Source organism: Pacificoceanicola onchidii, assembly GCF_004804335.1.
In the GTDB taxonomy this organism is placed as follows: domain Bacteria; phylum Pseudomonadota; class Alphaproteobacteria; order Rhodobacterales; family Rhodobacteraceae; genus Pacificoceanicola; species Pacificoceanicola onchidii.
In genome coordinates this window covers 568,790-589,522 of the sequence record NZ_SRXY01000001.1, presented here as the reverse complement: position 1 = coordinate 589,522, position 20,733 = coordinate 568,790, and the positions used below count along the sequence as shown (strand labels likewise).

Genomic DNA, 20,733 nt, shown 5'->3' with positions numbered 1-20,733 from the left:
TGTTCTGAAGTCTTAGTGCGCCGGTGCGGCCACCGGGTCGAGCAAGGTGCGACCACCGTCCACGGTCATGATCTGGCCGGTGATGAAACCCGCGGCCTCGGACGCAAGGTATTGCACCGTCTCCGCCAGTTCGCTGGGCGCGGCGATGCGGCCAAGCGGCGTGTGGTCCTCGATGTCCTTGCGGTATTCGGAGTGCTCTTTGAGCGTATGTTTGAGGCTGTTCGACATGACAGAGCCGAAGGCCACGCCGTTGACCCGGATGCGTTGCGGCGCAAGGGCTACCGCAAGGCTGCGGGTCATCTGGTCCAGCGCTGCGCAGGCCACGGAATACCCCAAAAGCTCAGGGTGCGAATGGCGGGCGGCGATGGAGGAGAGGTTGATGATCGTGCCGACCGGCCCGTCTTCGTGCCCTTCCGCTTGCTTGATCATGCGTTTGGCGACCACCTGGCTGAGACGAAGCGAGGTAAAGAGGTTCTGGTTGATCATTTTCTCAACCGAGCCGTCGTCCAGATCCAGCGGGTTCGACACTTCCATCTGTCGCGATCCGTTGATCAGGATGTCAACGCGATCGAAGGAGTCGAGCGTCGCGGACAGCAGGTTCGCCATGGTTAAACGTTCGCGCAGATCGCCCACGAAGTACTGCATGCTGCCGTCGTCCGACGTCTTGCCGCATTCCTTGACCAGCCGGGTTTCATCCATGTCCGCAAACATCACGTTTGCGCCCTTGTCCACGAAATGGCGGGCGATTGCGAGGCCAACACCATTGGCGGCGCCTGTCACAATCGCGGTCTTTCCTTCGATGCTGAAACTCATGGAAAGGTCCTTATCTCAGGGCTTTCATCGCGGCTTTCGAACAGGCCGCGCGGCGTGCAGGATCTTGAATTTCGAGTTGCCGGCAATCTCGGCATGCTCACGGAACAGATTTTCTAGGGCCGTTTCATAGGGCAAATGACGGTTGGCGACCATCCACAATTGACCGTGCGGCGCAAGCGCGCGGGCTGCGGACTGAATGAAGGCTTGCCCCAGCTTGGGATCTGCTTTCCGGCCAACGTGAAACGGCGGGTTCATGACCACAGCGTCAAGCGCCTTGGCCGGTTTCCAGAGTGTTGCGTCGGCCCAATGGAACTCTGCGCGGGGATCGGCGGCGTTCACCCTCGCGCAATCGAGGGCCGCGCGTTCTGCTTCGACAAGGTGCAACGTTCGCACGCCTTCCCGCTTCAGGATCTCGCGCGACAGCCATCCCCAGCCCGCACCCAGATCAGCGACATGGCCTTTCAGCGTGGCGGGCAAAACCTCCGCCAAAGCGACAGAAGCCGGATCCGCGCCGTCAGCGGAGAAAATGCCCGGCGCGGTCATGTCACCTTCGGCGTTTTCGGACATGGCAGGGCGGGTCCAATCGGACAGCGCCTCACCCGCTTCGAACCAAAGGCATTTGCCGTGCGCTTTGGAGACCTGTCCCAGCAAGGTAACCTTGGACTTCAAGGCTTTTGCAATGGACTCGATGCCATCCGTCTTGGCCCCGTTCACCACGACAAGCCCGCCGTTTGCAGCCGCTTCTGCCTTGGCCAGCATGGCCTCGGCCAGATCCCGCGCGCGAGGCAGGGTGACGATCACTGATGCATAGGTCCCATCCGGCGTGGTGCGCACAGACACGCCTTGCCGCTCCCAGGCCGTGACTTCCGGCGCAAAGCTTTGAATGACTTCGCAGCGGGCTATGTCAATTGGCAAACCATCCTCGGCCCGCGCCCCGAACAACGCAATGACCCCGTCATCCGGCAAGGACAGGCTGCCTTTTTCAATGGCAAATCTAAGACGTTCAGCGCTCATGGCAGGCAGGGCAGGGCCCTATTCCTTTTCCATGGTGCATTGCAGCGGGTGTTGGTGGCGGCGAGCAAAGTCCATCACCTGACCAACCTTGGTTTCGGCGATTTCATGGCTAAAGACACCAACCACGGCCACGCCTTTCTTGTGAACCGTCAGCATCACTTCAAAGGCCTGCGCGTGGGTCATGCCAAAGAACCGCTCCAGTACGTGCACCACGAATTCCATTGGTGTGAAATCGTCGTTCAGAAGCAGCACCTTGTAGAGCGGCGGCTTTTTCGTCTTGGGGCGCGTATCAAGCGCAACGCCGACATCGCCACCCTCATCGCCGGGGCGGTCCGCGTTCCCCGCCATGGCGCGGGGTTGCATGTTCAAGGCCTGCTTCATTCGTCCGCCAAGCTTTTGCGTTTCCGTATCAGAGGTCTCTATATAACGTCTCGGCCCGCCGCGAAAAGGGGCCGCATACACGAGGGGACAGAATGGTGAAGAATTTGCAAACAATTGCCTTCGATGCGGATGATACCCTTTGGCACAACGAGCGCTTCTTCCATCTCACGCAGCAGCGATTCGCGGAACTGCTCGCGGATCACGCGGAGCGGGACACGCTGGATGCGCGCCTTCTGGAGGCCGAGCGGCGCAACATCGGGCACTATGGGTTCGGTGTAAAAGGCTTCACCCTGTCGATGATCGAAACAGCCATCGAAGTCACGGACGGGCGCGTGCCAGCCTCGGTGATCTCTGAACTGCTGCACGCGGGTCGGGACATGCTGGATCATCCGATGGAGTTGCTACCTCACGCGCGCGAGGCGGTTGAGGCGGTTGCGGGCACGCATCATGTGATGCTGATCACGAAGGGCGATCTGCTGCACCAGGAGCGCAAACTGGCGCAATCAGGTTTGGGCGAGTTGTTCGATGGAGTGGAAATTGTCTCCGACAAGGTTCCGCAAACCTACCAGCGGATTTTCTCGGAAACGCCCGGCGGAATCTGCGGTGCAATGATGGTGGGCAACTCGATGAAATCGGACGTTGTACCGCCGATCACGATTGGAGCCTGGGGGGTTTATGTTCCGCATGATCTGGCCTGGGGGCTCGAACATGCCGAAGCGCCGGAAGGGGCACGTTTTCGGGAGATATCGGATCTTTCCGGCCTGTCGGACCTGATTGGAAGTATCGGGTAGAGCGCCACATTCGTGCCACAATTCGCCCCATTCCCGTCACATTCGCCTCTCTTGGGGCGCAAAGAGGGGAAACCCCAAGATATGCTAACAGTTGGTTAACTAAAATCATGGTTAATCAACGGATTGAAGGGTTCTCTTGAAGTGCCTCTCATGCTATTGTCAGGTCAATCAATAAAACGTCCACCGGAAAAATCCGGGGACATGAGGCAGTAGATAGGCGAAACATGCAGACGGGACGTCGCAGGCAGTCAGGCCGTTTTGGCCTGTACTTGATCACATTGGTTTGGCTTGTTTTCCTTGTGCCGTTGAGCGCAATGGCGGCTCCTTATGCCGCAATGGTTATGGACGCGCGGTCGGGCAAGGTTTTGCATGCCCGCAACGCCGATACCCGCCTTCACCCCGCTTCGCTGACCAAGATGATGACGCTCTACATCGTCTTTGAAGCGGTGCAGAACGGCGAGATCAGCATGGACACCAAGGTGCGCGTGTCCCGCAATGCGGCGGCCGAACCGCCTTCGAAACTGGGGCTGCGCGAAGGGCAACGGATCAAGCTGCGCTATCTGGTGCGCGCGGCGGCTGTGAAGTCCGCCAATGATGCTTCTACCGCGATTGCCGAAGCGATTGCCGGATCCGAAGCGGGTTTTGCTCGTCGCATGAACCGCACGGCCAAGGCGCTTGGCATGACCCGGACCACGTTCAAAAACGCGCATGGATTGACGGAAAGCGGACACCAATCGACCGCGCGGGACATGACCATCCTCGGGCGGCACGTGATCTACGATTATCCGCAATACTACAACCTGTTCTCCCGCATCACGGCCGATGCCGGGGTGCGCACCGTTAGCCACACCAACCGCCGCCTGCTGCAGAGCTACAAAGGGGCGGATGGGATCAAGACCGGATATACCCGCGCGGCGGGGTTCAACCTTGTCGCCTCTGCGGAGCGGGGCAAGGAACGCGTCATCGCGACGGTTTTTGGGGGACGCTCGACCGCGTCGCGCAATGCGAAGGTGGCTGAGCTTCTGGACCTGGGTTTCCGCCGCACGTCGCCACACGCGCCGTTCCGCCGCCCCGGGAAGCCTCCGTATCTGGGTAAAACCAAAGATACCGTTGTTGCACAAAGCACGAATCCGGCGCCGGGAACCCGCGCCAAGACAATCCGCGTTGCGCGCGCTGCGGTGACGCGCAGTCTGCGTCCGCAGGCGCGGCCATTGCGTGTCTCTCCCGATGCCGTCGCGCCGCTGGTGGCGGGGGTTGAGGATGATATCGAAACCATGCTCAAGCAGGTCCAGACAGCGGAGGCCGCCGAGCAGGCCCCCGAAGCCCCAAAACCGGTGGTGACCGCCGGAATTGCACCGCGTGCTTCGGTCAAGCCAACGCCGCGCCCGACGGGTGTGCAACTTGCCGCCGCTGCGCCACGCGAAGTGGCCTCGCCTGCGCGCAAGGCTGAGGTCGTTACACGGCTAAGCACGTCTGGCGGGCGTCATTGGGGTGTGAACGTGGGCCGCTATACAAGCCGTTTTGCCGCTGAGAAGATGCTGCTGAAGACGGCGCTGACCGAAACGGCGGCGCTTGATGGCGCGCTGCGCAAGGTGAACAAGGGCAAACGCGGGTTTGACGCGAACTTTATGGGTTTGACACGGGATCAGGCGGATCTTGCTTGTCGCCGCCTGCAGGCCCGTCAGATTACCTGTTTCATGATTGGTCCAAGCTGATCGGGATCGCCTCGCTGGCGCGAGGCGACCGATGCTCGCTGCGCTCGCGGATTGGGGCGTTGCCCCGTCCCTTCGGGACTCCCCGGGATATTTGATGCACAAAGAAACCTTGGGACGGGCTTGTCAGCAATCGGGTGTCTGAAAATGACAAACCCCCGAAAGGCATCTGCCCCGGGGGTCGTCTGAGGAACCTTGTGGCCCCTGACTTCCGTTCATGAAGTCGATTTTAGCGGGCCTTAAAGGAGACCCTCGCGCTGAGCCTTCTTGCGTGCGAGTTTACGGGCGCGGCGGATTGCCTCGGCCTTCTCGCGTGCTTTCTTTTCCGACGGCTTTTCGAAGTGCTGACGCAGCTTCATCTCGCGGAAAACGCCTTCGCGCTGGAGCTTCTTCTTCAGGGCGCGGAGCGCCTGATCGACGTTGTTGTCACGAACACTGACCTGCATGTGGTTGTCACCACCTTTCTAGGTTTGAGTTGCAAAAGTTGCAGGAAGTGGCCGTATAGTCGGCTTCCCCTTATATGTCAAAGGGGGCGGGGCGAATTGTCTGCTTTTGCCGGTTTCGCGCCCCAGGTACTGTTTTGATAGCCACAGCTGCGAGGAATGCGCCATGTCCGATACGATGCAAGACACTCTGCTGGATGCAATCTTGATGCATGTGCCGTTTGACGGCTGGACCGAAACCAGTTTTCGCGCGGCGCTGGATGACACAGGCATCGATCCGGTTGTGGCGCGCAGCTTTCTGCCGCGGGGCGCTGCGGATCTCGCGGTGGCCTATCATCGGCGTGGGGACGCGTTGATGCTGGAACGTATTGCCAATGGGGAACTGTCCGAGATGCGGTTCCGCGACAAGGTTGCCTATGCGGTGCGGGCGCGGCTCGACGTGATCGAGGACAAGGAAGTTGTGCGCCGCGGCGCAACACTGTCCTCGCTGCCGATGCATGCGGCCGATGGGGCCAAGCTGATCTGGGGCACAGCGGATGCGATCTGGACAGCGCTTGGTGACACGTCCGAGGACGTAAATTGGTACACAAAGCGGGCGACCCTGTCCGGGGTCTACTCTTCGACCGTGCTCTATTGGCTCGGGGACGACTCACCGGATCATCAGGCAACCTGGGCTTTCCTGGATCGGCGAATCGAAGATGTCATGCGGTTTGAGAAGGCCAAGGCGCAGGTTCGAGGCAATCCGCTCTTGTCCAAACTCCTTGCCGGGCCGACGGCGCTGTTCAGTCACGTTCGCGCGCCGCAAGCGGCGCGGGACGTTCCGGGAACCACGCAGCCCCGGACGTGATCCTGGACCTCTTGCTCCCGACGCGGAGTTGGGTCACGGTCGCGGCAAAACGTTGAGGAAGACCCATGACCGAGATGATGCGTGCCGTTGAAATCACCGAAGCCGGCGGGCCGGAGGTGCTGCAAGTGTGTGAGCGCGCCGTGCCCGACGCAAAGCCCGGGCAGGTTGTCCTGAAGCTTGCATATTCAGGTGTGAACCGGCCTGACGCATTGCAGCGTGCCGGTCTTTACGCGCCGCCGCCGACGGCCTCGGATCTGCCGGGTCTTGAAGGCGCAGGAGAGGTTGTGGCGGTTGGTGCCGGTGTTGATGGCCTTGAGATCGGGGATCAGGTCTGCGCGTTGCTGCCCGGTGGTGGTTATGCCGAATACGTGGCGACACCGGCGGCGCACTGCCTGCCGGTTCCGAAAGGATTGGACCTCAAACAGGCGGCCTGTCTGCCGGAGACTTTCTTTACCGTTTGGTCGAACGTGTTCATGCGCGGCGGGTTGCAAGCCGGTGAGCGGTTCCTGGTGCACGGAGGCTCGTCCGGCATTGGAACAACGGCCATTCAATTGGCGGCGACTTTCGGAGCACGGGTGTTCGTCACCGCTGGCTCCGATGACAAATGCGAAGCGTGTCTCGCGCTCGGGGCTGAAAGGGCTATCAACTACCGAGAAGAGGATTTTGTTGACGAGCTCAAAGCCGAAGGCGGAGCCAATCTCATTCTCGATATGGTCGGTGGTCCTTACCTGCCACGCAATGTCAGGGCTTTGGCCAATGACGGGCGGCTTGTGCAAATCGCCTTCCTGCAAGGGCCAAAGGTGGAGTTGAACTTTGCGCAAGTCATGGCGCGCCGGTTGACCATCACGGGCAGCACACTGCGTCCGCAAAGTGATTTGGCCAAGGCGCGAATTGCGGATCAGTTGCGTGAGAAGGTTTGGCCGTTGCTGGATGCGGGGACCGTTAAACCTGTCATGGATTCGGAGTTTCCTTTGGAAGAGGCGCACATGGCGCATGCGCGTATGGAAAGCTCTGGCCATATCGGCAAAATCGTACTGAAGATTTCCTGACCGGGCGGCGGGGCAAAGCCCCGCCCTACGGACCGTCTCGCTGACGTCCAGTTTGTTTGAGTAGTGTTATCTCCGCCCCCAACGGGAGCGACGGCCCGGCGATGGCGCGTCCCGCGTTTGCTCGCGCAGGAAGACGAACAGGCCCGCCCCTACGATCAGGGCGCAGCCCGCCCAAGTCGCCGTCGTCGGCCGTTCGTCGAACATCAGCCACCCCCAGAACATGGCCATGGGCAGGCCAATGTACTCAAACGGCGCAATCGTCGCCGCGCTGGCCATGCGATAGGCGGCGCTCAGACAATAGCCGACGATGCCCGCACAAAAACCCAGACCAATAAACACGATCCAATCCCCGGGCTCGGGCCAGACCCATGGCCGCAGCAGAAAGATGAGGCTTTCGTTCTCGACCCCTTCGGCAAAGCGTCCGTCCCCGGCCACGACAAAGAATCCCATGGAGACAATCAGAAATGTCCCTTGAATATAGACAGCCATGGCGGAGGCACGCGTTGTCATGCCCAGGCGCCGGGTGAGCACCTGCATCAGGGCATAAAACAAGGCGGCCACGACGGGGAGCATCAGGACCCATCGCGCGGTCTCCTGTTCATCGGCCCAGGGCCGCTGCATGATGATGACGCCCAGAAGGCCTATCACAACAGCGCCAAGCCGCCATGGGCCGACCCGTTCGCCCAGTAGCGGAACGGATAACAAGGTGATGAACAGCGGGGCGACGAAGAACAGCGCCGTGGCTTGGCCAAGGGGCATAACCGCGACCGCTGCATAGAATGTCAGATTGGCGAAAACGACCAAACCTCCGCGCAAGGCATGCAGCCAGGGCCGCTCCGTGCGCAGAATGCGCGGCCCGCCTTCGGCCATGACAAATCCGAAGGTGAAGACGAGACCGATGGCAGAGCGCACAAACACCATTTGATGCAGCGGGTAGCCGCCGGACAACACCTTGATCAACAAGTCGTTTACAGAGATGGCGAGCACGCCCAGGCAAATAAGAAGGATGCCCAAAGTGGGTTTGTCAGTGTCAGTCATGCCATCTCCCTACGCCCCCAATTGCACGCTGTGCCATCCCGAAAACGACATGCCTGCAGATTGTGCATTCCTGCACATTTCCAAAGTGAACTGATTAGTCTATTTCACCGGAGGCGAACAGAAGGAAAACTCCATGGCCATGGTGGATATCCGCGATGCGCGGAAGACATATGACGGCGGATTCGAGGCATTGCGGGGTGTCGATCTGCAAATTCAGGAAGGCGAAATCCTTGCCTTGCTCGGACCCAACGGTGCCGGGAAAACAACCCTGATTTCGGCGATTTGTGGCATTACGCAGCCGACCGCCGGCCAGATCGAAGTGGGCGGCCATGATGTGGTTCGTGACTATCGTGAGGCACGCAAGTTGATTGGCCTCGTTCCGCAGGAAATCAACCTCGAACCGTTTGAGAAGGTCGCAAGCACGGTTGCCTTCTCGCGCGGGTTGTTTGGGTTGCCCAAAAACGATGCCTTGATCGAACAGATTCTGCGCAAACTGTCCCTTTGGGAAAAGCGGAACGACCGGGTCATGGCCCTTTCCGGGGGCATGAAGCGGCGCGTTCTCATCGCCAAGGCGCTCAGCCACGAACCCCGTGTTCTGTTCCTTGATGAACCAACGGCTGGCGTGGACGTCGAGTTGCGCCGCGATATGTGGCAGATCGTTGAAGAGCTGCGCCAGGATGGCGTGACGATCATTCTCACCACGCACTACATCGAAGAGGCCGAAGCCATCGCGGATCGTGTCGGGGTGATTAACAAGGGGCAGATCCTGCTGGTCGAAGACAAGGATAGCCTGATGACGCGTATGGGCAAAAAGGAGCTCACCGTCGAGCTCGACGCGCCCATTTCGGACATCCCGCAAAGCTTGTCTGATTTTGATCTGACGCTTGGCTCTGACGGCAAAACGCTTGTCTATGCCTATGACACTGCGGCGGAGCGAACCGGCATCGCGAGGCTTATGGCGGCTTTGTCGGAGGCGGGACTGGTGGTGCGGGACGTGTCCACCGCGCAGAACTCTCTTGAAGATATTTTTGTCGGGCTGGTGTCCGACGAGCAGGAGGCGGCACAATGAACTTTGGGGCCATAAAAGCCATCTACAGAAATGAAATGGCACGCTTTTTTAGAACTCTGGCGCAGAGCTTCATCTCGCCGGTGATCTCCACCTCTCTCTATTTCGTCGTGTTCGGCGCGGCCATCGGCAGCCGGATCGACGAGGTCGAAGGTGTCTCTTACGGCGCTTTCATCGTGCCGGGGCTGATCATGTTGAGCGTGATTACCCAAGCCATCTCAAATGCGTCCTTCGGCATCTATTTCCCGAAGTTCATCGGCACGATTTATGAACTGCTCTCTGCCCCGGTGAACTTCTTCGAGATCGTTATCGGCTATGTCGGGGCGGCGGCGACTAAAGCTTTGTTCATCGGTGTTGTGATCCTTGGCACGGCGTCGCTGTTCGTTGATCTGACGATCATGCATCCTTTTGCAATGCTCGCATTTCTTGTGCTCACCTGTATCAGTTTCGCCTTGCTTGGGTTCATCATCGGGATCTGGGCTGGCAACTTTGAGCAGTTGCAGTTGGTGCCGCTGCTGATCATTACACCCCTGATTTTCCTGGGTGGGTCGTTTTACTCTATCTCGATGCTTCCGCCGGTTTGGCAGACAATCACGCTCTTCAACCCGGTTGTGTATCTCATCTCGGGTTTCCGATGGGCGTTCTTCGGAATGGCGGATGTTCCGATCGGGCTTTCACTTCTGGCAATTGCCGTATTCACCGGTCTTTGCCTTGCCGTTGTCTGGTGGATATTCAAAACGGGCTGGCGCATCCGCACTTGAGCCCGCTATCGCCTATTGAGACTAACGCAGCCCACCGGTTCCCAGCGCAATCGGTGCGGCTCGTCGCTCAATGGCGGCTTGCATCAACGTCGTCAGGTCAAGCGGTAGAAGTAGATGCGCCTCATGCTTTCTGAGGCAGGGTCTGGCGGCGCTCATACTATTCAGCTTGTTCTGCTCAATCGCGGCATTCAGTCCAGCATCCGCCATCGGGCCAAAGCCATTCCGGCTTTCGTCTCCCGGCTGAAAACTCTCGCTGGCCAGGCCGTTTGCAAAGACGATTTCATGGCGTGCAAAGAGGAGATGCACATAGGACACTGATCCAGGCTGTTCGGCGCGTGTCACCAATGTTTCATCCACGAGGTGCTGTGCGCGGGCAAAGACCTCGGAGGTTCCGAAGTGCATTTCTATTTGCGGGCCTCGGAGCAGAATGCGGTGCTGCGGCGACACATGTGTATCCGCATAAGGGCCAAACCGGCTGGTGTTGAAGGTAATTGGTGTCGATGCACCATGCGCTTCACGGATGGATTGGCCCACCCAAACCACGGGCTGCGGTCCGTGGTCGAGCGTTTCAACAAGATCGCCCGGAGCGAGCGCTTCCACACTCTTTGGGCCGCGTGGCGTTTCGATCAAGGTTCCAGCCACAAAACAGGGGGTTGTGGTGAGTTTCACATTGGCCACGTCCGTATTGCCGAACTCGTCGGCAACGGTGTAGGTGAAGAAATCTTCCCCGACTTCGTCGCCAGCGCTGACAACGACAAAACCATTGGCCGTCAGTTCGATCTCCTGCCCGGTGGGCAAAGTGACCATGTCGCCGATGCTAACAGGATTGCCGTTGATCTCTGTAATGGTCAGCGCGCCGCCTTCTGAACTGGCATCATTCTCCAGAAGATCGAAGGATTGTTCGTTGCCAACCCGGATCTCGAGTTCATCATCCCCGGCCACGAGGGCGGTTTGCACGGAGTCGCCGGCGATCAGCAAATTGCTGTCGTAAGCGCCATCTCCGCCGTCAGCGATGCCGATCTTGATGGTGTTGACCTCGCCCGGATTGACAGGCGCTTTCAACGTCAACGTGACGGTGAAGCCATCCATCTCCGTATTATACAGGTCGTCCGTTTGGGCGTTGTCGACATAGAGGTTTTCATTGCTGGTGTCGTTGATGTTGTCGATCGAGATTTCGCCGTCGCCTACTGTCAGCTGGGCCTGAACACCGTTGACCCAGATCCCCACGGCGTCATTGAAGCCGGAATTGGCGTATTCGAGATATTCTTCGGAAGAGAAGACAATCTGCATTGTAAGCGTGCTGCCTTCGGGCACGAACTCTGCCTCGAGGATCGCCGCATCAAATGTGGTCTGTCCGGAGACGGCATTGAGTTCGGCATCGCCTGCCGTGCCATGGTTCGTGGACGTCCCGGCGGAAGTGTTGACGTCACCCGCGCTGTTGGTGATCGAGGTGGCCTGCCCGGTAGAGAGAATGACGCCGGTGTCTGATGGCGTAACCCCAGGGGCGACCGCGTCGCCATCGGAATAGGTCCCGGATGCACTCGCAGCGCCGGTATAGCTTGATGAGACGACGGTGATACCGTCACCAAACATTTCGTTGGCCATGTCCAGCGCTGTCGCGCCAGTGTTGACGGGGAGCTCGCTTGCTGTGGGCATGGTGATCTGCAAAAGCCTTTTGGGTAGGCCACTTGTTTTGCAGGCAAGCGTTTACAAAATCTGAATTGTACAGTGCTCTTTAGACCGGATTTTATCGGTATCCATCAGGTCAGACAGTTGCCGGTTGGCCGCGGCCTCCCAAGAGCCAATCCATGCTCATCCCGCCGATCCACATGCAAAACAGGGCAAGCCAGGCGGTTCCGGCAAAAATGCTGCCCCCGGTCACGCCCGCGCCGATGGCACATCCGCCGGCAAGCATGCCGCCAAAGCCCATCATCGCCGCACCGATCATCGCGTTGCGCATCGGTGTGGAGCCTTCGAAACCCTGGAATTTCAACTCCTTGTTGACCGCCGCCGCAAGGAAAGAGCCGATAACAACACCGGGCACCAGACCAATGTCAAACTCGAGGATGGAGTTGCGATCGAGAAAGAACATCAATGTGTTGGCCGACGGGCCGGTGAAGGTCAGGCTCTCGATCTGCACCGGTTCAAAGGCAACCTGCGCCAGTGCGTAAGTCAGCGCCCAGCCAAGCGCCGCTGCAAAGCCGACACCCGAAGCAAAGACCAGACGAGACCAGCCGATATTGTTGCGCCGCGACAGCTCTAGCGCGATCAGGGCTGTGACAAGGCCAATGACCAACCCGGACTGTTCGGGCAGATGGGCGGCGCTGAGCAGATCCATGTTTCGACCGCCAGATGTGATCCATTGCGCTGCGAGCCAATCGCGGATTGGCGCCAGCCAGCCGGTCAGGGACATCTGTGCGACCACGGCGAAAATGAGCCCGGAGACAACGCTGCGCAGGTTGCCTGTTGCCGCCAGAACCAGAAGCCGGCCTGAACATCCGCGCGCGAGGACCATGCCAGCGCCAAAGAGCAAACCACCGACGATCGCGCCGGACCAGCTGCCCGGGACGGCCATCATGCGGGCTTCGGAGGTGTCGATCAGGCCCAACAGCTGTGCCGCCTGTACCCAGACAACCGCGGTCGAGAAGGTCAAAAGCCAGACCGCAACCTTGTCTTTCATCATGCCCCTGGCGAACTCAACGGTTGCCGCGCGCAGGCAAAACCGGGAGCGTTGCGCGGCAATGCCAAAGGTTATCCCGGCGATGAGCCCGAACAGCGCCGCCGTCGGGGCTTCTCCGATCCGTTCGATCAGGGGAATAATGTCCATGTCGCGCTCCTTTTCCCAAGGTTGCGCTTGTATGAACCGCAGAAAACGCGTCCGCTTTGATTCAGATCAGCATATTTGAATGCGAACAGGGGGTGGAGTTGACCTGTGTGCGACGCAGGTGTTTGCCGCTTTTGCGTTCGGTTCCCTGAGTGCGGGACAACTGTGCGCAAATGCGGCGTAGATTCCCTCGCCAAGCGCTGAAAATGGGCGTAAGGGCGACGTCATGACCCAAGTGCCTCTTCATGAAGCGCAGACCTTGCCGGTCTGGCGCCGTCCGATCACCTTGCTGTTCCTGATGGCCGTGGCGATGCCGCTCAGCTTTGCGACATGGTCGGCGCTGCTCAACAACTTCGTGATCGAAGCGGCACAGTTTGACGGCTCCGACATCGGCTGGCTTCACACGGTTCGCGAGATCCCCGGTTTCTTCGCGATCGGTGTCATCCTCGTGCTGTGGGTGATGCGCGAGCAAACCCTTGCGTTGGTCTCGCTGGCGCTGCTCGGTGTCGCCACAGCGGTGACCGCATGGTTCCCGACCATCGGCGGGCTGATGATGGTCACGCTGATTTCTTCGATCGGGTTTCACTACTATGAGACAGTCAACCAGTCCCTGCAATTGCAATGGCTGCCCAAGGACCGCGCGCCTCAGATTCTGGGCTGGCTTCTGGCTGCGGGCTCCGCGGCAACGCTGGTCGCCTATGTCCTGATTGTCATGACTTGGCAGGCCTTCGATTTGTCTTACAACTTCGTCTATCTCGCCTCCGGTGGCGTGACGGTACTGATTGTCCTCTATTGCGCCCTGGCTTTCCCGCAGTTCGAAAGCCCGAACCCGCAGGTCAAGAAGTTCATTCTGCGCCGTCGCTACTGGCTCTATTATGCCCTGCAGTTCATGGCTGGCGCGCGGCGGCAGATATTTGTCGTGTTTGCAGGGTTCATGATGGTCGAGCGTTTTGGCTTTGACGTGCACCATGTGACTGGCCTCTACCTGATCAACCTTGTGGCCAACATGGCCATTGCGCCGGTCTTTGGCAAAGTGGTTGCCCGGTTTGGAGAGCGCAATGCGCTGGTGTTCGAATACGTCGGCCTCGTGACCGTCTTCCTGCTCTACGGCGGTATCTACTGGTTCGGCTGGGGCGTGCTGCTGGCCTCGGTGCTCTATGTTCTGGATCACATGTTCTTTGCGCTGGCGCTCGCGTTGAAGACCTACTTCCAGAAGATCGCCGATCCCGGCGACATCGCGCCAACAGCCGCTGTCGCCTTTACGATCAACCATATCGCGGCGGTCTTTCTGCCTGCACTGCTTGGGTATCTCTGGCTCATCTCGCCCGGAGCGGTCTTTGGTCTCGCGGCGGCCATGGCGGCGGGAAGCCTGGCGCTTGCTCTGATGATCCCGCGCAATCCGGAACCGGGCAACGAGACGGTGTTTTCTGCCTACTCACCGGCGCCTGCCGAATAAGCTGTTTCACACCGGGCGGAAACAGGCTATCGGAGCGGCAACAGCTTTTTCGGAGCCACAGCCATGCCGACAACCTACACCGCCTTTACCAAACTGCCGTCCAAGGATCAGGCCGAGGCGCTTGGGCTTGCTCTGGAGGATATGGACCCGGAACCCACGGGCATTGGCGTGTTCGAGATCGAGGACGGCTCCGGCACATGGGAAGTGGGCGGCTATTTCATCGATACGCCCAACGATGTGGAACTGGCGATCCTGGCGGCCGCCTACGGCGCGCAACCCTTCGTGGTGTCTGAAGTGCCCGATACCGATTGGGTCGACAAGGTACGCCGCGAGTTGACGCCCGTCGAAGCCGGACGGTTCTTTGTCTATGGCAGCCACGACGCAGACAAAGTGCCTGAGGGCAGCGTGCCGCTTTTGATCGAAGCGGCCATGGCCTTTGGAACCGGCCACCACGGGACCACGCAAGGGTGTCTGGAAGCGCTTGACCGTCTGGCAGAACAAGGTTTCGTCGGCGAAAGCGTTGCGGACATCGGTTGCGGCACGGCTGTGCTTGCCATGGGGGCGGCCAGCATCTGGCCAAATCCCGTCATGGCGTCCGATATCGACGAAGTTGCTGTCGAAGTCGCCGAAGCCAACGTTTCGGCCAACAATCTGTCCGGGAAAGTGACCTGCGTCGAGGCTGCGGGCTTTGGCAATGCAGCTCTGACCGAGGCGGCGCCTTATGATCTGATCTTTGCCAACATCCTCAAACAGCCGCTGATCGACCTCTCTCCGGATATGGCGGCGAACCTGCAATCCGGCGGTTATGCGATTCTGTCCGGGATTCTGACGCGTCAGGCTGATGAGGTTGTGGAGGTTTATGCACGCAATGGCATCAATCAGCTGCGCCGCGATGTGATTGGTGACTGGGTGACGCTGACCTTGCAAAAATCAGCCTGATTCCGGGTCGAATTTAGGGAAAACTTGCGGCGTCCGCCCAAGTTTTGCCGCATTTCGTGACTAATTATGGCAGACATCCGGTGGGGGCCGGACATATCTGAGGCTGCCATGGATAGCACGCTCCAAAGTTTCGAAAAGCGCCAGAAAGCGCTGCGCCGCAAACACAAACGCATGGCGCAGGGTTACGTTAACAAGCTCGATCGCGAAAGCGGCCTGATCGTGCAACGCCCCGACAACAAGGTTGGCGGTTATCTGACCCGCCTAATACTGCTCGTCGCCGCAGTCTTCATGGGTTTCAAGGTCTTCCTTCTCGCCGGGCTTGGCGAGGCAACCTACCTTTCGCATGTTGATGCGCTGCGGTCCGGCTCGGTGGTCGAGCAGGGGGCTGCCCTTGTCATGCAAATCGATCCGGTTAGCGCTTACCTTGCCCCGCTGCTGCAGCCCTTGCTGCAATAAGCGACTTACACGGTTTTACTCTCGCCCGAATTACGAGTTTCCAGGTTACGCTCACGAAAAAGGCCGCGTCCCGATACCGGGGCGCGGCCTTCTTTTTTCGGTGCGGAGCTTTTTCTCAGCCGCGACGGGCAACTTCGTCAATGTCGGCGCGGGTCAGGCCGATATCGTCCAGCTCGCGGTCCGACAGGCTGGCGAGGCTGTTGCGGGTCTGCCGGGCGTCATTCCATGCAGCAAACATGGAGATCGCACCAACAAGAAAATAGCCCAGACGGTTTGCAGAGTGGGCGGTGGAGTAGTGGCGGTTCACGTCATAGGTCGACATTTTGACACCTCAAAACAGGGAGGGGGGTTGGATTTTGATCTTTCTGCTTGCCAAATAGGCAGAAAGAAAACATCCAACAAGAGCGGAAATTGCATGGGTCCAATGCAATTTCTGCATAGCAGAAAGTGTGGTTAAGGTATTGTAAAGGCAACGTAAAAATACGTCACGCCGATGTCGCAAACAGACCTATTTCAGTCCGCGACCCCTGCGAAATGTCGCCTATTGACCAGTTGTGTCGCAATTCCTTCATGGCGGCTTTTTGCTTGGCCAATGTTCGCGTTTCGTGCTAACCGTGGCAGCAAAACAACAATGGCGAGCAGCATGCGGATAATTGGAATCGATCCGGGTCTTCGGAACCTCGGATGGGGCGTTATCGAGGGGGAGCGGGGCCGATTTCGGCATGTCGCGAACGGAACGATTCGCTCGGCCAGTGGTGAACTCGCCCCTCGGCTTCTGTCTCTCCACGAAAAACTGACAGAGGTGTTCGCCCGCTTTGCCCCGGACACGGCAGCTGTTGAGCAGACCTTTGTCAACAAGGACGCGGTGGCGACGCTGAAACTGGGTCAGGCACGGGCGATCGCGCTTCTGGTTCCGGCGCAGTTCGGCATCGAGATTGGCGAATACGCCCCAAACAAGGTCAAGAAGACGGTTGTGGGCGCAGGGCACGCGGACAAGGCGCAGATTCAGTACATGATCAAGCTGCAGCTCCCCTCCGCCACGCTCGACAGTCCGGATGCGGCGGACGCCCTCGCCATTGCGCTGTGCCACGGGCATTATCATGGGGCGCAGGAACTGAAGGTGCGGGCATGATCGGACGGATCGCAGGACGAATTGAGTACAAGAGCACCGACAGCGTGCTGATCGATGTGCGCGGTGTTGGGTATGTCGTCCACTGCTCGGACCGGACCCTCGCCAGCCTGCCGGGTGTTGGCGAGGCGGTGGCGCTGTGGACGGACCTGTTGGTGCGCGAAGATCTGCTGCAACTCTTCGGCTTCCCGACACTGGTCGAAAAGGAATGGCACCGGTTGCTGATGAGTGTTCAGGGCGTCGGGGCTAAGGCGTCTCTCGCGATCCTCGGAACACTTGGGGCGGATGGTGTCAGCCGGGCGATAGCCTTGGGCGACTGGAACGCGGTCAAGGCGGCGAAGGGCATTGGTCCAAAAACCGCGCAGCGCGTGGTGAACGAACTGAAGGACAAGGCGCCGGCGGTCATGGCCATGGGGGCTGTGGGCGAGGCGGCGCCAACCCCGGACGACGCTGTGATTGAAACTGCCGCCCCAGCCCCAAAACCTGCCGCCAAACCTGCGCCCAAAGCCAATGCCTCCGCCCAAGCCGAAGCGCTCTCAGCGCTTGGGAACCTCGGATATGCGCCGGGTGAGGCTGCCGGGGCCGTGGCGCAAGCTGCGGGTGAAGAGCCGGAGGCTGACACCTCGTCGCTGATCCGCGCCGCGCTCAAGCTGCTGGCTCCGAAAGGCTAAGCGATGCAGGAACCGGACCCGACACTGCGCCCCGAGGCCCAGCCGGAAGACTATGACCGCGCCCTGCGTCCGCAACTCCTTGAGGATTTTGTTGGGCAGGCCGAAGCACGGGCCAACCTGAGCGTCTTTATCCGATCGGCCAAGACGCGGGGCGAGGCGATGGATCATACGCTGTTCCATGGCCCGCCGGGACTCGGCAAGACGACATTGGCGCAGATCATGTCGCGCGAGCTTGGCGTCGGGTTTCGCATGACCTCCGGGCCGGTTCTGGCCAAGGCCGGGGATCTGGCGGCGATCCTGACCAATCTTGAGCGCAATGACGTGCTCTTCATCGACGAAATCCACCGCCTCAACCCGGCGGTTGAAGAGGTCCTTTATCCCGCAATGGAGGACTTCGAGCTTGATCTTGTGATTGGGGAAGGGCCGGCGGCGCGGACCGTGCGGATTGAGCTGCAGCCCTTTACGCTTGTGGGGGCCACGACGCGTCTGGGGCTTCTGACAACGCCGCTACGCGACCGGTTCGGCATTCCGACCCGGTTGAACTTCTACACGATCGAAGAGCTGGAGATCATCGTCTCCGGCAACGCCCGCAAGCTGGGCGTGACTGTGCAGGGCGATGGGGCACTGGAAATCGCGCGCCGCTCGCGCGGGACGCCGCGTATCGCAGGCCGCCTGCTGCGGCGGGTGGTGGACTTCGCGGTTGTCGAAGGCGGAGGCGTGGTGACGCAAGCGCTCGCCGATGGCGCATTGACGCGGCTGGGCGTGGACAGTCTCGGGCTCGATGGTGCGGACCGTCGGTATCTCAAACTGATTGCAGAGAACTACGCAGGCGGGCCTGTCGGGATCGAAACCCTCTCCGCCGCACTATCGGAAAGTCGGGATGCGCTGGAGGAAGTTGTGGAACCCTACCTGTTGCAGCAGGGGTTGATCCAAAGAACACCGCGCGGCCGCATGCTGGCGCAAAAGGCTTGGACACATCTGGGCATGGCAGCCCCCAAAGCGCCGGGGCAGGGCAGTCTGTTTGCAGACTGACACTGGTCTTTGGCCGGGGCGCTTGGCATAAGCAGCGCATCGTCTTGGGCAGACATGTTTGGGACCGGATCAAGACACGTCGACCAAGAAAAAAGGGAGCCCGCGCCATGAGCGAGAGCTTGTCCCCCGACCAGATCGAAGCGCTTTTCACCCGCAGCAATGGCGCGTTTACCTTCGCACGCTGGGGGCGCCCCATTGTGCCAATTGTCTTCGGCGTGGAGGACGACACGCTTTCGGTTCTCAAAGGTGCGTTCGAAGCTCTATGCGCACTCACAGGTCACAAGATGGCCGAAACGGATCCCGAGCTTGGTGCCAATGTCATGGTGTTCTTCTTTCGCGAGTGGGACGAGCTTTTGGGCGTGCCCGATCTGGACCGCATGGTTGATGGTCTGGACACCTTGGTGAAACGCCTGCAAGCGCAACAGGCCAATCAATACCGCGTTTTCCGTTTTGATGAGCAGGGCGCGATCAAGGCGAGCTTTGTCTTCCTGCGCATGGATGACGCGTTGATGCAGGTTCCCGCCACAACCCTGTGTCTCGGGCAGGTCGCGCAAACCATGGTTCTGTGGTCCGATACAGCCTTTTCAGATGCCTCCCCCCTTGGGCAGGTGGCCGATGGGCCTGTCATCCTGCGCCCGGATATTTCTGCTTTGCTTCGGGCCTCTTATGACCCAACTCTGCCCGCAACGTCACAAGACCCGAGCCTCGCGTATCGCCTGTTTGCGAGGATGCAGGGGCCGGTCCAATAGAGAAATATCGGGATTGTTGGGACCATCAGCGCAATGGGTCAAATTTGCCGTGGCTTTGACTCACCCTAGTTGAACACATATCGCGGAGCATCAGGGAGACCTGAAAAGCCATGCCATTAACTGTCGAGTCAAAGCCGGATCAAGGGACAATTGAGCTGACGATCCGGGGTGCGTTGGAGCTGCAGGACTATGTCGGTGCACTGCCATCCATGAGTGCGCTCGTCGCTCAATGCGGACAGATTGGTGTGCTGGAAATCGTCGAAAGCTTTTCCGGGCTGGTCGGGGATTTTCCCGAGGAAAACGACGAAGCGACGATGGCTTTGCTGTCCCGGATTTCGCGCGTTGCGCTGGTGTCCGATATCGGATGGTTTTGCCCTATTCTAAGCAACGCGCCACACGCCGCTGGCATGACGCTCAGGTCCTTCCCACTGTCAGAACTGGAAGCGGCCCGAAAATGGGTTGCAGAAGAGGCTGAGTGACGGAGGGGCCAAGGACAGGCCCCTCCAATTGGGTTACCGCACCATGCCGACAATTTCGTAGGTGCGTTTCACGACCGGCTCCGCGATGCTCCGCGCCCGTTCTGCTCCGCGCGCGAGGATCGCGTCAATCTCGTCCGGCGCTTCCATCAGGCGGGCCATTTCCGACGAAATCGGCGCGAGTTTTTCGACCGCGAGTTCCGACAGCATCGGCTTGAACTCCGAAAACTGCTTGCCACCCACATCCTTCAGGACAGCATCAACCGGCGTGTCGGACAGGGCCGCGAAGATGTTCACGAGGTTGCGCGCCTCTGGCCGATCTTCGAGCCCCTTGGCTTCGGACGGCAGCGCGTCCGGGTCCGTGCGGGCCTTGCGGATTTTCGAAGCAATCGCATCGGCGTTGTCGGTCATGTTGATCCGGCTCATGTCGGATGGGTCGGATTTCGACATCTTTTTGGAGCCATCGCGCAACGACATGACGCGGGTGGCCGTGCCTTCGATCACCGGTTCGGTCATCGGGAAGAAATCCACACCGAAGTCATGGTTGAACTTGGCCGCGATGTCGCGGGTCAGTTCGACGTGCTGCTTCTGATCCTCACCCACGGGGACATGTGTGGCGTGATAGACCAGAATGTCTGCCGCCATGAGCGCCGGATAGGCAAACAGACCCAGCGAAGCGTTTTGCTGGTTCTTGCCTGCCTTGTCCTTCCATTGGGTCATCCGCTGCATCCAGCCCATGCGGGCGACGCAGTTGAAAATCCAGGCCAGCTGCGTGTGTTCAGGCACCTGGCTTTGGTTGAAAAGGATGGAGTCCTCGGGGTTCAGGCCGGAGGCGATATACCCGGCGCACAATTCGCGCGTGGCGCGGCGCAGGTTTTCAGGGTCTTGCCAGACGGTGATCGCGTGCAAATCCACCATACAGTAGATGGTTTCGAACCCTTGCCCCTGCATCCCGGCAAAGCGCTTCATCGCACCGAGATAGTTGCCAAGGGTCAACCCGCCGGATGGCTGGATGCCCGAAAAGACGCGTTTGGTGAAGGCAGTTTGGACCTGTCCCTCTGACATGATGTTTCTCCGTCTGGAATT

The 20,733-nt window shown here is 59.6% G+C and carries 23 protein-coding genes; 14 read left to right on the top strand and 9 right to left on the bottom strand.

Annotated elements, in window-relative coordinates; all coding sequences use genetic code 11:
* Window positions 1-12: 12 nt before the first annotated feature.
* The 3 genes from E4662_RS02795 to clpS are packed head-to-tail and all read right to left on the bottom strand — an operon-like array spanning window position 13 to window position 2,175.
* Complete coding sequence (locus E4662_RS02795) at window positions 13-813, bottom strand: SDR family NAD(P)-dependent oxidoreductase (RefSeq protein ID WP_136439734.1); 801 nt, start codon at window positions 811-813, stop codon at window positions 13-15.
* 24 nt (window positions 814-837) lie between these two features.
* Window positions 838-1,827: a class I SAM-dependent methyltransferase gene (locus tag E4662_RS02790; RefSeq protein ID WP_136439733.1), complete on the bottom strand. Its 990-nt coding sequence runs from the start codon at window positions 1,825-1,827 to the stop codon at window positions 838-840.
* 18 nt (window positions 1,828-1,845) lie between these two features.
* Window positions 1,846-2,175, bottom strand: a complete 330-nt coding sequence (gene clpS / locus E4662_RS02785; protein WP_136440225.1) for an ATP-dependent Clp protease adapter ClpS — start codon at window positions 2,173-2,175, stop codon at window positions 1,846-1,848.
* Window positions 2,176-2,300: 125 nt separating this feature from the next.
* On the opposite strand from clpS, the gene E4662_RS02780 reads away from it, so the two are divergent.
* Complete coding sequence (locus E4662_RS02780) at window positions 2,301-2,999, top strand: HAD family hydrolase (RefSeq protein ID WP_136439732.1); 699 nt, start codon at window positions 2,301-2,303, stop codon at window positions 2,997-2,999.
* 224 nt (window positions 3,000-3,223) lie between these two features.
* Entirely contained in the window at window positions 3,224-4,714 is a 1,491-nt protein-coding gene (locus tag E4662_RS02775) for a D-alanyl-D-alanine carboxypeptidase family protein (protein ID WP_136439731.1), read from the top strand.
* A 236-nt stretch (window positions 4,715-4,950) separates the two neighbouring features.
* Here the strand turns inward: E4662_RS02775 and rpsU are convergent, their stop codons facing one another.
* The gene (gene rpsU / locus E4662_RS02770; protein WP_007818122.1) at window positions 4,951-5,157 is read right to left on the bottom strand and encodes a 30S ribosomal protein S21; all 207 of its coding nucleotides are present in this window, start codon (window positions 5,155-5,157) and stop codon (window positions 4,951-4,953) included.
* A 163-nt stretch (window positions 5,158-5,320) separates the two neighbouring features.
* Here rpsU and E4662_RS02765 point away from each other — a divergent pair, with 163 nt between their 5' ends.
* A complete protein-coding gene (locus E4662_RS02765; protein WP_136439730.1) occupies window positions 5,321-6,001 on the top strand; it encodes a COQ9 family protein in 681 nt (226 codons plus the stop codon).
* A gap of 65 nt (window positions 6,002-6,066) precedes the next feature.
* Complete coding sequence (locus E4662_RS02760) at window positions 6,067-7,050, top strand: NAD(P)H-quinone oxidoreductase (RefSeq protein ID WP_136439729.1); 984 nt, start codon at window positions 6,067-6,069, stop codon at window positions 7,048-7,050.
* Window positions 7,051-7,116: 66 nt separating this feature from the next.
* Here the strand turns inward: E4662_RS02760 and E4662_RS02755 are convergent, their stop codons facing one another.
* On the bottom strand, window positions 7,117-8,088 hold the full coding sequence (locus E4662_RS02755) for a DMT family transporter (RefSeq protein ID WP_136439728.1): 972 nt from the start codon (window positions 8,086-8,088) through the stop codon (window positions 7,117-7,119).
* 133 nt (window positions 8,089-8,221) lie between these two features.
* On the opposite strand from E4662_RS02755, the gene E4662_RS02750 reads away from it, so the two are divergent.
* Both E4662_RS02750 and E4662_RS02745 read left to right on the top strand, forming a co-directional pair.
* Entirely contained in the window at window positions 8,222-9,157 is a 936-nt protein-coding gene (locus E4662_RS02750) for an ABC transporter ATP-binding protein (protein ID WP_136439727.1), read from the top strand.
* Window positions 9,154-9,915 (top strand): ABC transporter permease, encoded by a 762-nt coding sequence (locus E4662_RS02745; RefSeq protein ID WP_136439726.1) that lies wholly within the window; start codon window positions 9,154-9,156, stop codon window positions 9,913-9,915. Before E4662_RS02750 ends, E4662_RS02745 begins: the two co-directional genes overlap by 4 nt.
* 21 nt (window positions 9,916-9,936) lie before the next feature.
* Here the strand turns inward: E4662_RS02745 and E4662_RS02740 are convergent, their stop codons facing one another.
* Window positions 9,937-11,571, bottom strand: coding sequence for a choice-of-anchor L domain-containing protein (locus tag E4662_RS02740; protein WP_136439725.1), 1,635 nt, complete (start codon window positions 11,569-11,571; stop codon window positions 9,937-9,939).
* 109 nt (window positions 11,572-11,680) lie between these two features.
* Window positions 11,681-12,742, bottom strand: coding sequence for a YeeE/YedE family protein (locus tag E4662_RS02735; RefSeq protein ID WP_136439724.1), 1,062 nt, complete (start codon window positions 12,740-12,742; stop codon window positions 11,681-11,683).
* A 223-nt stretch (window positions 12,743-12,965) separates the two neighbouring features.
* Here E4662_RS02735 and E4662_RS02730 point away from each other — a divergent pair, with 223 nt between their 5' ends.
* From E4662_RS02730 to E4662_RS02720, 3 genes are all read left to right on the top strand, one after another.
* Window positions 12,966-14,195 (top strand): MFS transporter, encoded by a 1,230-nt coding sequence (locus tag E4662_RS02730; protein ID WP_136439723.1) that lies wholly within the window; start codon window positions 12,966-12,968, stop codon window positions 14,193-14,195.
* A gap of 63 nt (window positions 14,196-14,258) precedes the next feature.
* Window positions 14,259-15,134 carry a 50S ribosomal protein L11 methyltransferase gene (locus E4662_RS02725; RefSeq protein WP_136439722.1) on the top strand — a complete coding sequence of 292 codons (876 nt, stop codon included), beginning with the start codon at window positions 14,259-14,261 and terminating at the stop codon, window positions 15,132-15,134.
* Between the two features lie 108 nt (window positions 15,135-15,242).
* Window positions 15,243-15,590, top strand: a complete 348-nt coding sequence (locus E4662_RS02720) for a hypothetical protein (RefSeq protein ID WP_136439721.1) — start codon at window positions 15,243-15,245, stop codon at window positions 15,588-15,590.
* Between the two features lie 115 nt (window positions 15,591-15,705).
* Here E4662_RS02720 and E4662_RS02715 read toward each other — a convergent pair whose 3' ends face one another.
* Window positions 15,706-15,912, bottom strand: coding sequence for a DUF1127 domain-containing protein (locus tag E4662_RS02715; RefSeq protein WP_136439720.1), 207 nt, complete (start codon window positions 15,910-15,912; stop codon window positions 15,706-15,708).
* Window positions 15,913-16,233: 321 nt separating this feature from the next.
* Between E4662_RS02715 and ruvC the strand changes: the two genes are divergently transcribed.
* From ruvC to E4662_RS02690, 5 genes are all read left to right on the top strand, one after another.
* Window positions 16,234-16,722, top strand: a complete 489-nt coding sequence (ruvC, locus tag E4662_RS02710) for a crossover junction endodeoxyribonuclease RuvC (protein ID WP_136439719.1) — start codon at window positions 16,234-16,236, stop codon at window positions 16,720-16,722.
* Window positions 16,719-17,390 (top strand): Holliday junction branch migration protein RuvA, encoded by a 672-nt coding sequence (gene ruvA, locus E4662_RS02705; protein ID WP_136439718.1) that lies wholly within the window; start codon window positions 16,719-16,721, stop codon window positions 17,388-17,390. The genes ruvC and ruvA overlap by 4 nt, the downstream gene beginning before the upstream one ends.
* 3 nt (window positions 17,391-17,393) lie before the next feature.
* Window positions 17,394-18,422 carry a Holliday junction branch migration DNA helicase RuvB gene (ruvB, locus tag E4662_RS02700; RefSeq protein WP_136439717.1) on the top strand — a complete coding sequence of 343 codons (1,029 nt, stop codon included), beginning with the start codon at window positions 17,394-17,396 and terminating at the stop codon, window positions 18,420-18,422.
* Window positions 18,423-18,529: 107 nt separating this feature from the next.
* The gene (locus tag E4662_RS02695) at window positions 18,530-19,171 is read left to right on the top strand and encodes a hypothetical protein (protein ID WP_420819252.1); all 642 of its coding nucleotides are present in this window, start codon (window positions 18,530-18,532) and stop codon (window positions 19,169-19,171) included.
* Between the two features lie 110 nt (window positions 19,172-19,281).
* Window positions 19,282-19,650: a SpoIIAA family protein gene (locus tag E4662_RS02690; RefSeq protein ID WP_136439716.1), complete on the top strand. Its 369-nt coding sequence runs from the start codon at window positions 19,282-19,284 to the stop codon at window positions 19,648-19,650.
* 33 nt (window positions 19,651-19,683) lie between these two features.
* On the opposite strand, the gene trpS is transcribed toward E4662_RS02690, so the two are convergent.
* Window positions 19,684-20,712: a tryptophan--tRNA ligase gene (gene trpS / locus E4662_RS02685; protein ID WP_136439715.1), complete on the bottom strand. Its 1,029-nt coding sequence runs from the start codon at window positions 20,710-20,712 to the stop codon at window positions 19,684-19,686.
* Window positions 20,713-20,733: the final 21 nt, after the last annotated feature.

Coding starts and splice junctions, on each gene's coding strand:
- ruvC (WP_136439719.1), top strand. CDS start 16,234: ATGCGGATAATTGGAATCGATCCGGGTCTTCGGAACCTCGGATGGGGC.
- E4662_RS02780 (WP_136439732.1), top strand. CDS start 2,301: ATGGTGAAGAATTTGCAAACAATTGCCTTCGATGCGGATGATACCCTT.
- E4662_RS02775 (WP_136439731.1), top strand. CDS start 3,224: ATGCAGACGGGACGTCGCAGGCAGTCAGGCCGTTTTGGCCTGTACTTG.
- E4662_RS02695 (WP_420819252.1), top strand. CDS start 18,530: ATGAGCGAGAGCTTGTCCCCCGACCAGATCGAAGCGCTTTTCACCCGC.
- E4662_RS02765 (WP_136439730.1), top strand. CDS start 5,321: ATGTCCGATACGATGCAAGACACTCTGCTGGATGCAATCTTGATGCAT.
- E4662_RS02730 (WP_136439723.1), top strand. CDS start 12,966: ATGACCCAAGTGCCTCTTCATGAAGCGCAGACCTTGCCGGTCTGGCGC.
- E4662_RS02720 (WP_136439721.1), top strand. CDS start 15,243: ATGGATAGCACGCTCCAAAGTTTCGAAAAGCGCCAGAAAGCGCTGCGC.
- E4662_RS02690 (WP_136439716.1), top strand. CDS start 19,282: ATGCCATTAACTGTCGAGTCAAAGCCGGATCAAGGGACAATTGAGCTG.
- E4662_RS02715 (WP_136439720.1), bottom strand. CDS start 15,912: ATGTCGACCTATGACGTGAACCGCCACTACTCCACCGCCCACTCTGCA.
- E4662_RS02750 (WP_136439727.1), top strand. CDS start 8,222: ATGGCCATGGTGGATATCCGCGATGCGCGGAAGACATATGACGGCGGA.
- E4662_RS02760 (WP_136439729.1), top strand. CDS start 6,067: ATGACCGAGATGATGCGTGCCGTTGAAATCACCGAAGCCGGCGGGCCG.
- E4662_RS02725 (WP_136439722.1), top strand. CDS start 14,259: ATGCCGACAACCTACACCGCCTTTACCAAACTGCCGTCCAAGGATCAG.
- rpsU (WP_007818122.1), bottom strand. CDS start 5,157: ATGCAGGTCAGTGTTCGTGACAACAACGTCGATCAGGCGCTCCGCGCC.
- ruvA (WP_136439718.1), top strand. CDS start 16,719: ATGATCGGACGGATCGCAGGACGAATTGAGTACAAGAGCACCGACAGC.
- E4662_RS02795 (WP_136439734.1), bottom strand. CDS start 813: ATGAGTTTCAGCATCGAAGGAAAGACCGCGATTGTGACAGGCGCCGCC.
- E4662_RS02745 (WP_136439726.1), top strand. CDS start 9,154: ATGAACTTTGGGGCCATAAAAGCCATCTACAGAAATGAAATGGCACGC.
- clpS (WP_136440225.1), bottom strand. CDS start 2,175: ATGGCGGGGAACGCGGACCGCCCCGGCGATGAGGGTGGCGATGTCGGC.
- trpS (WP_136439715.1), bottom strand. CDS start 20,712: ATGTCAGAGGGACAGGTCCAAACTGCCTTCACCAAACGCGTCTTTTCG.
- ruvB (WP_136439717.1), top strand. CDS start 17,394: ATGCAGGAACCGGACCCGACACTGCGCCCCGAGGCCCAGCCGGAAGAC.
- E4662_RS02790 (WP_136439733.1), bottom strand. CDS start 1,827: ATGAGCGCTGAACGTCTTAGATTTGCCATTGAAAAAGGCAGCCTGTCC.
- E4662_RS02740 (WP_136439725.1), bottom strand. CDS start 11,571: ATGCCCACAGCAAGCGAGCTCCCCGTCAACACTGGCGCGACAGCGCTG.
- E4662_RS02755 (WP_136439728.1), bottom strand. CDS start 8,088: ATGACTGACACTGACAAACCCACTTTGGGCATCCTTCTTATTTGCCTG.
- E4662_RS02735 (WP_136439724.1), bottom strand. CDS start 12,742: ATGGACATTATTCCCCTGATCGAACGGATCGGAGAAGCCCCGACGGCG.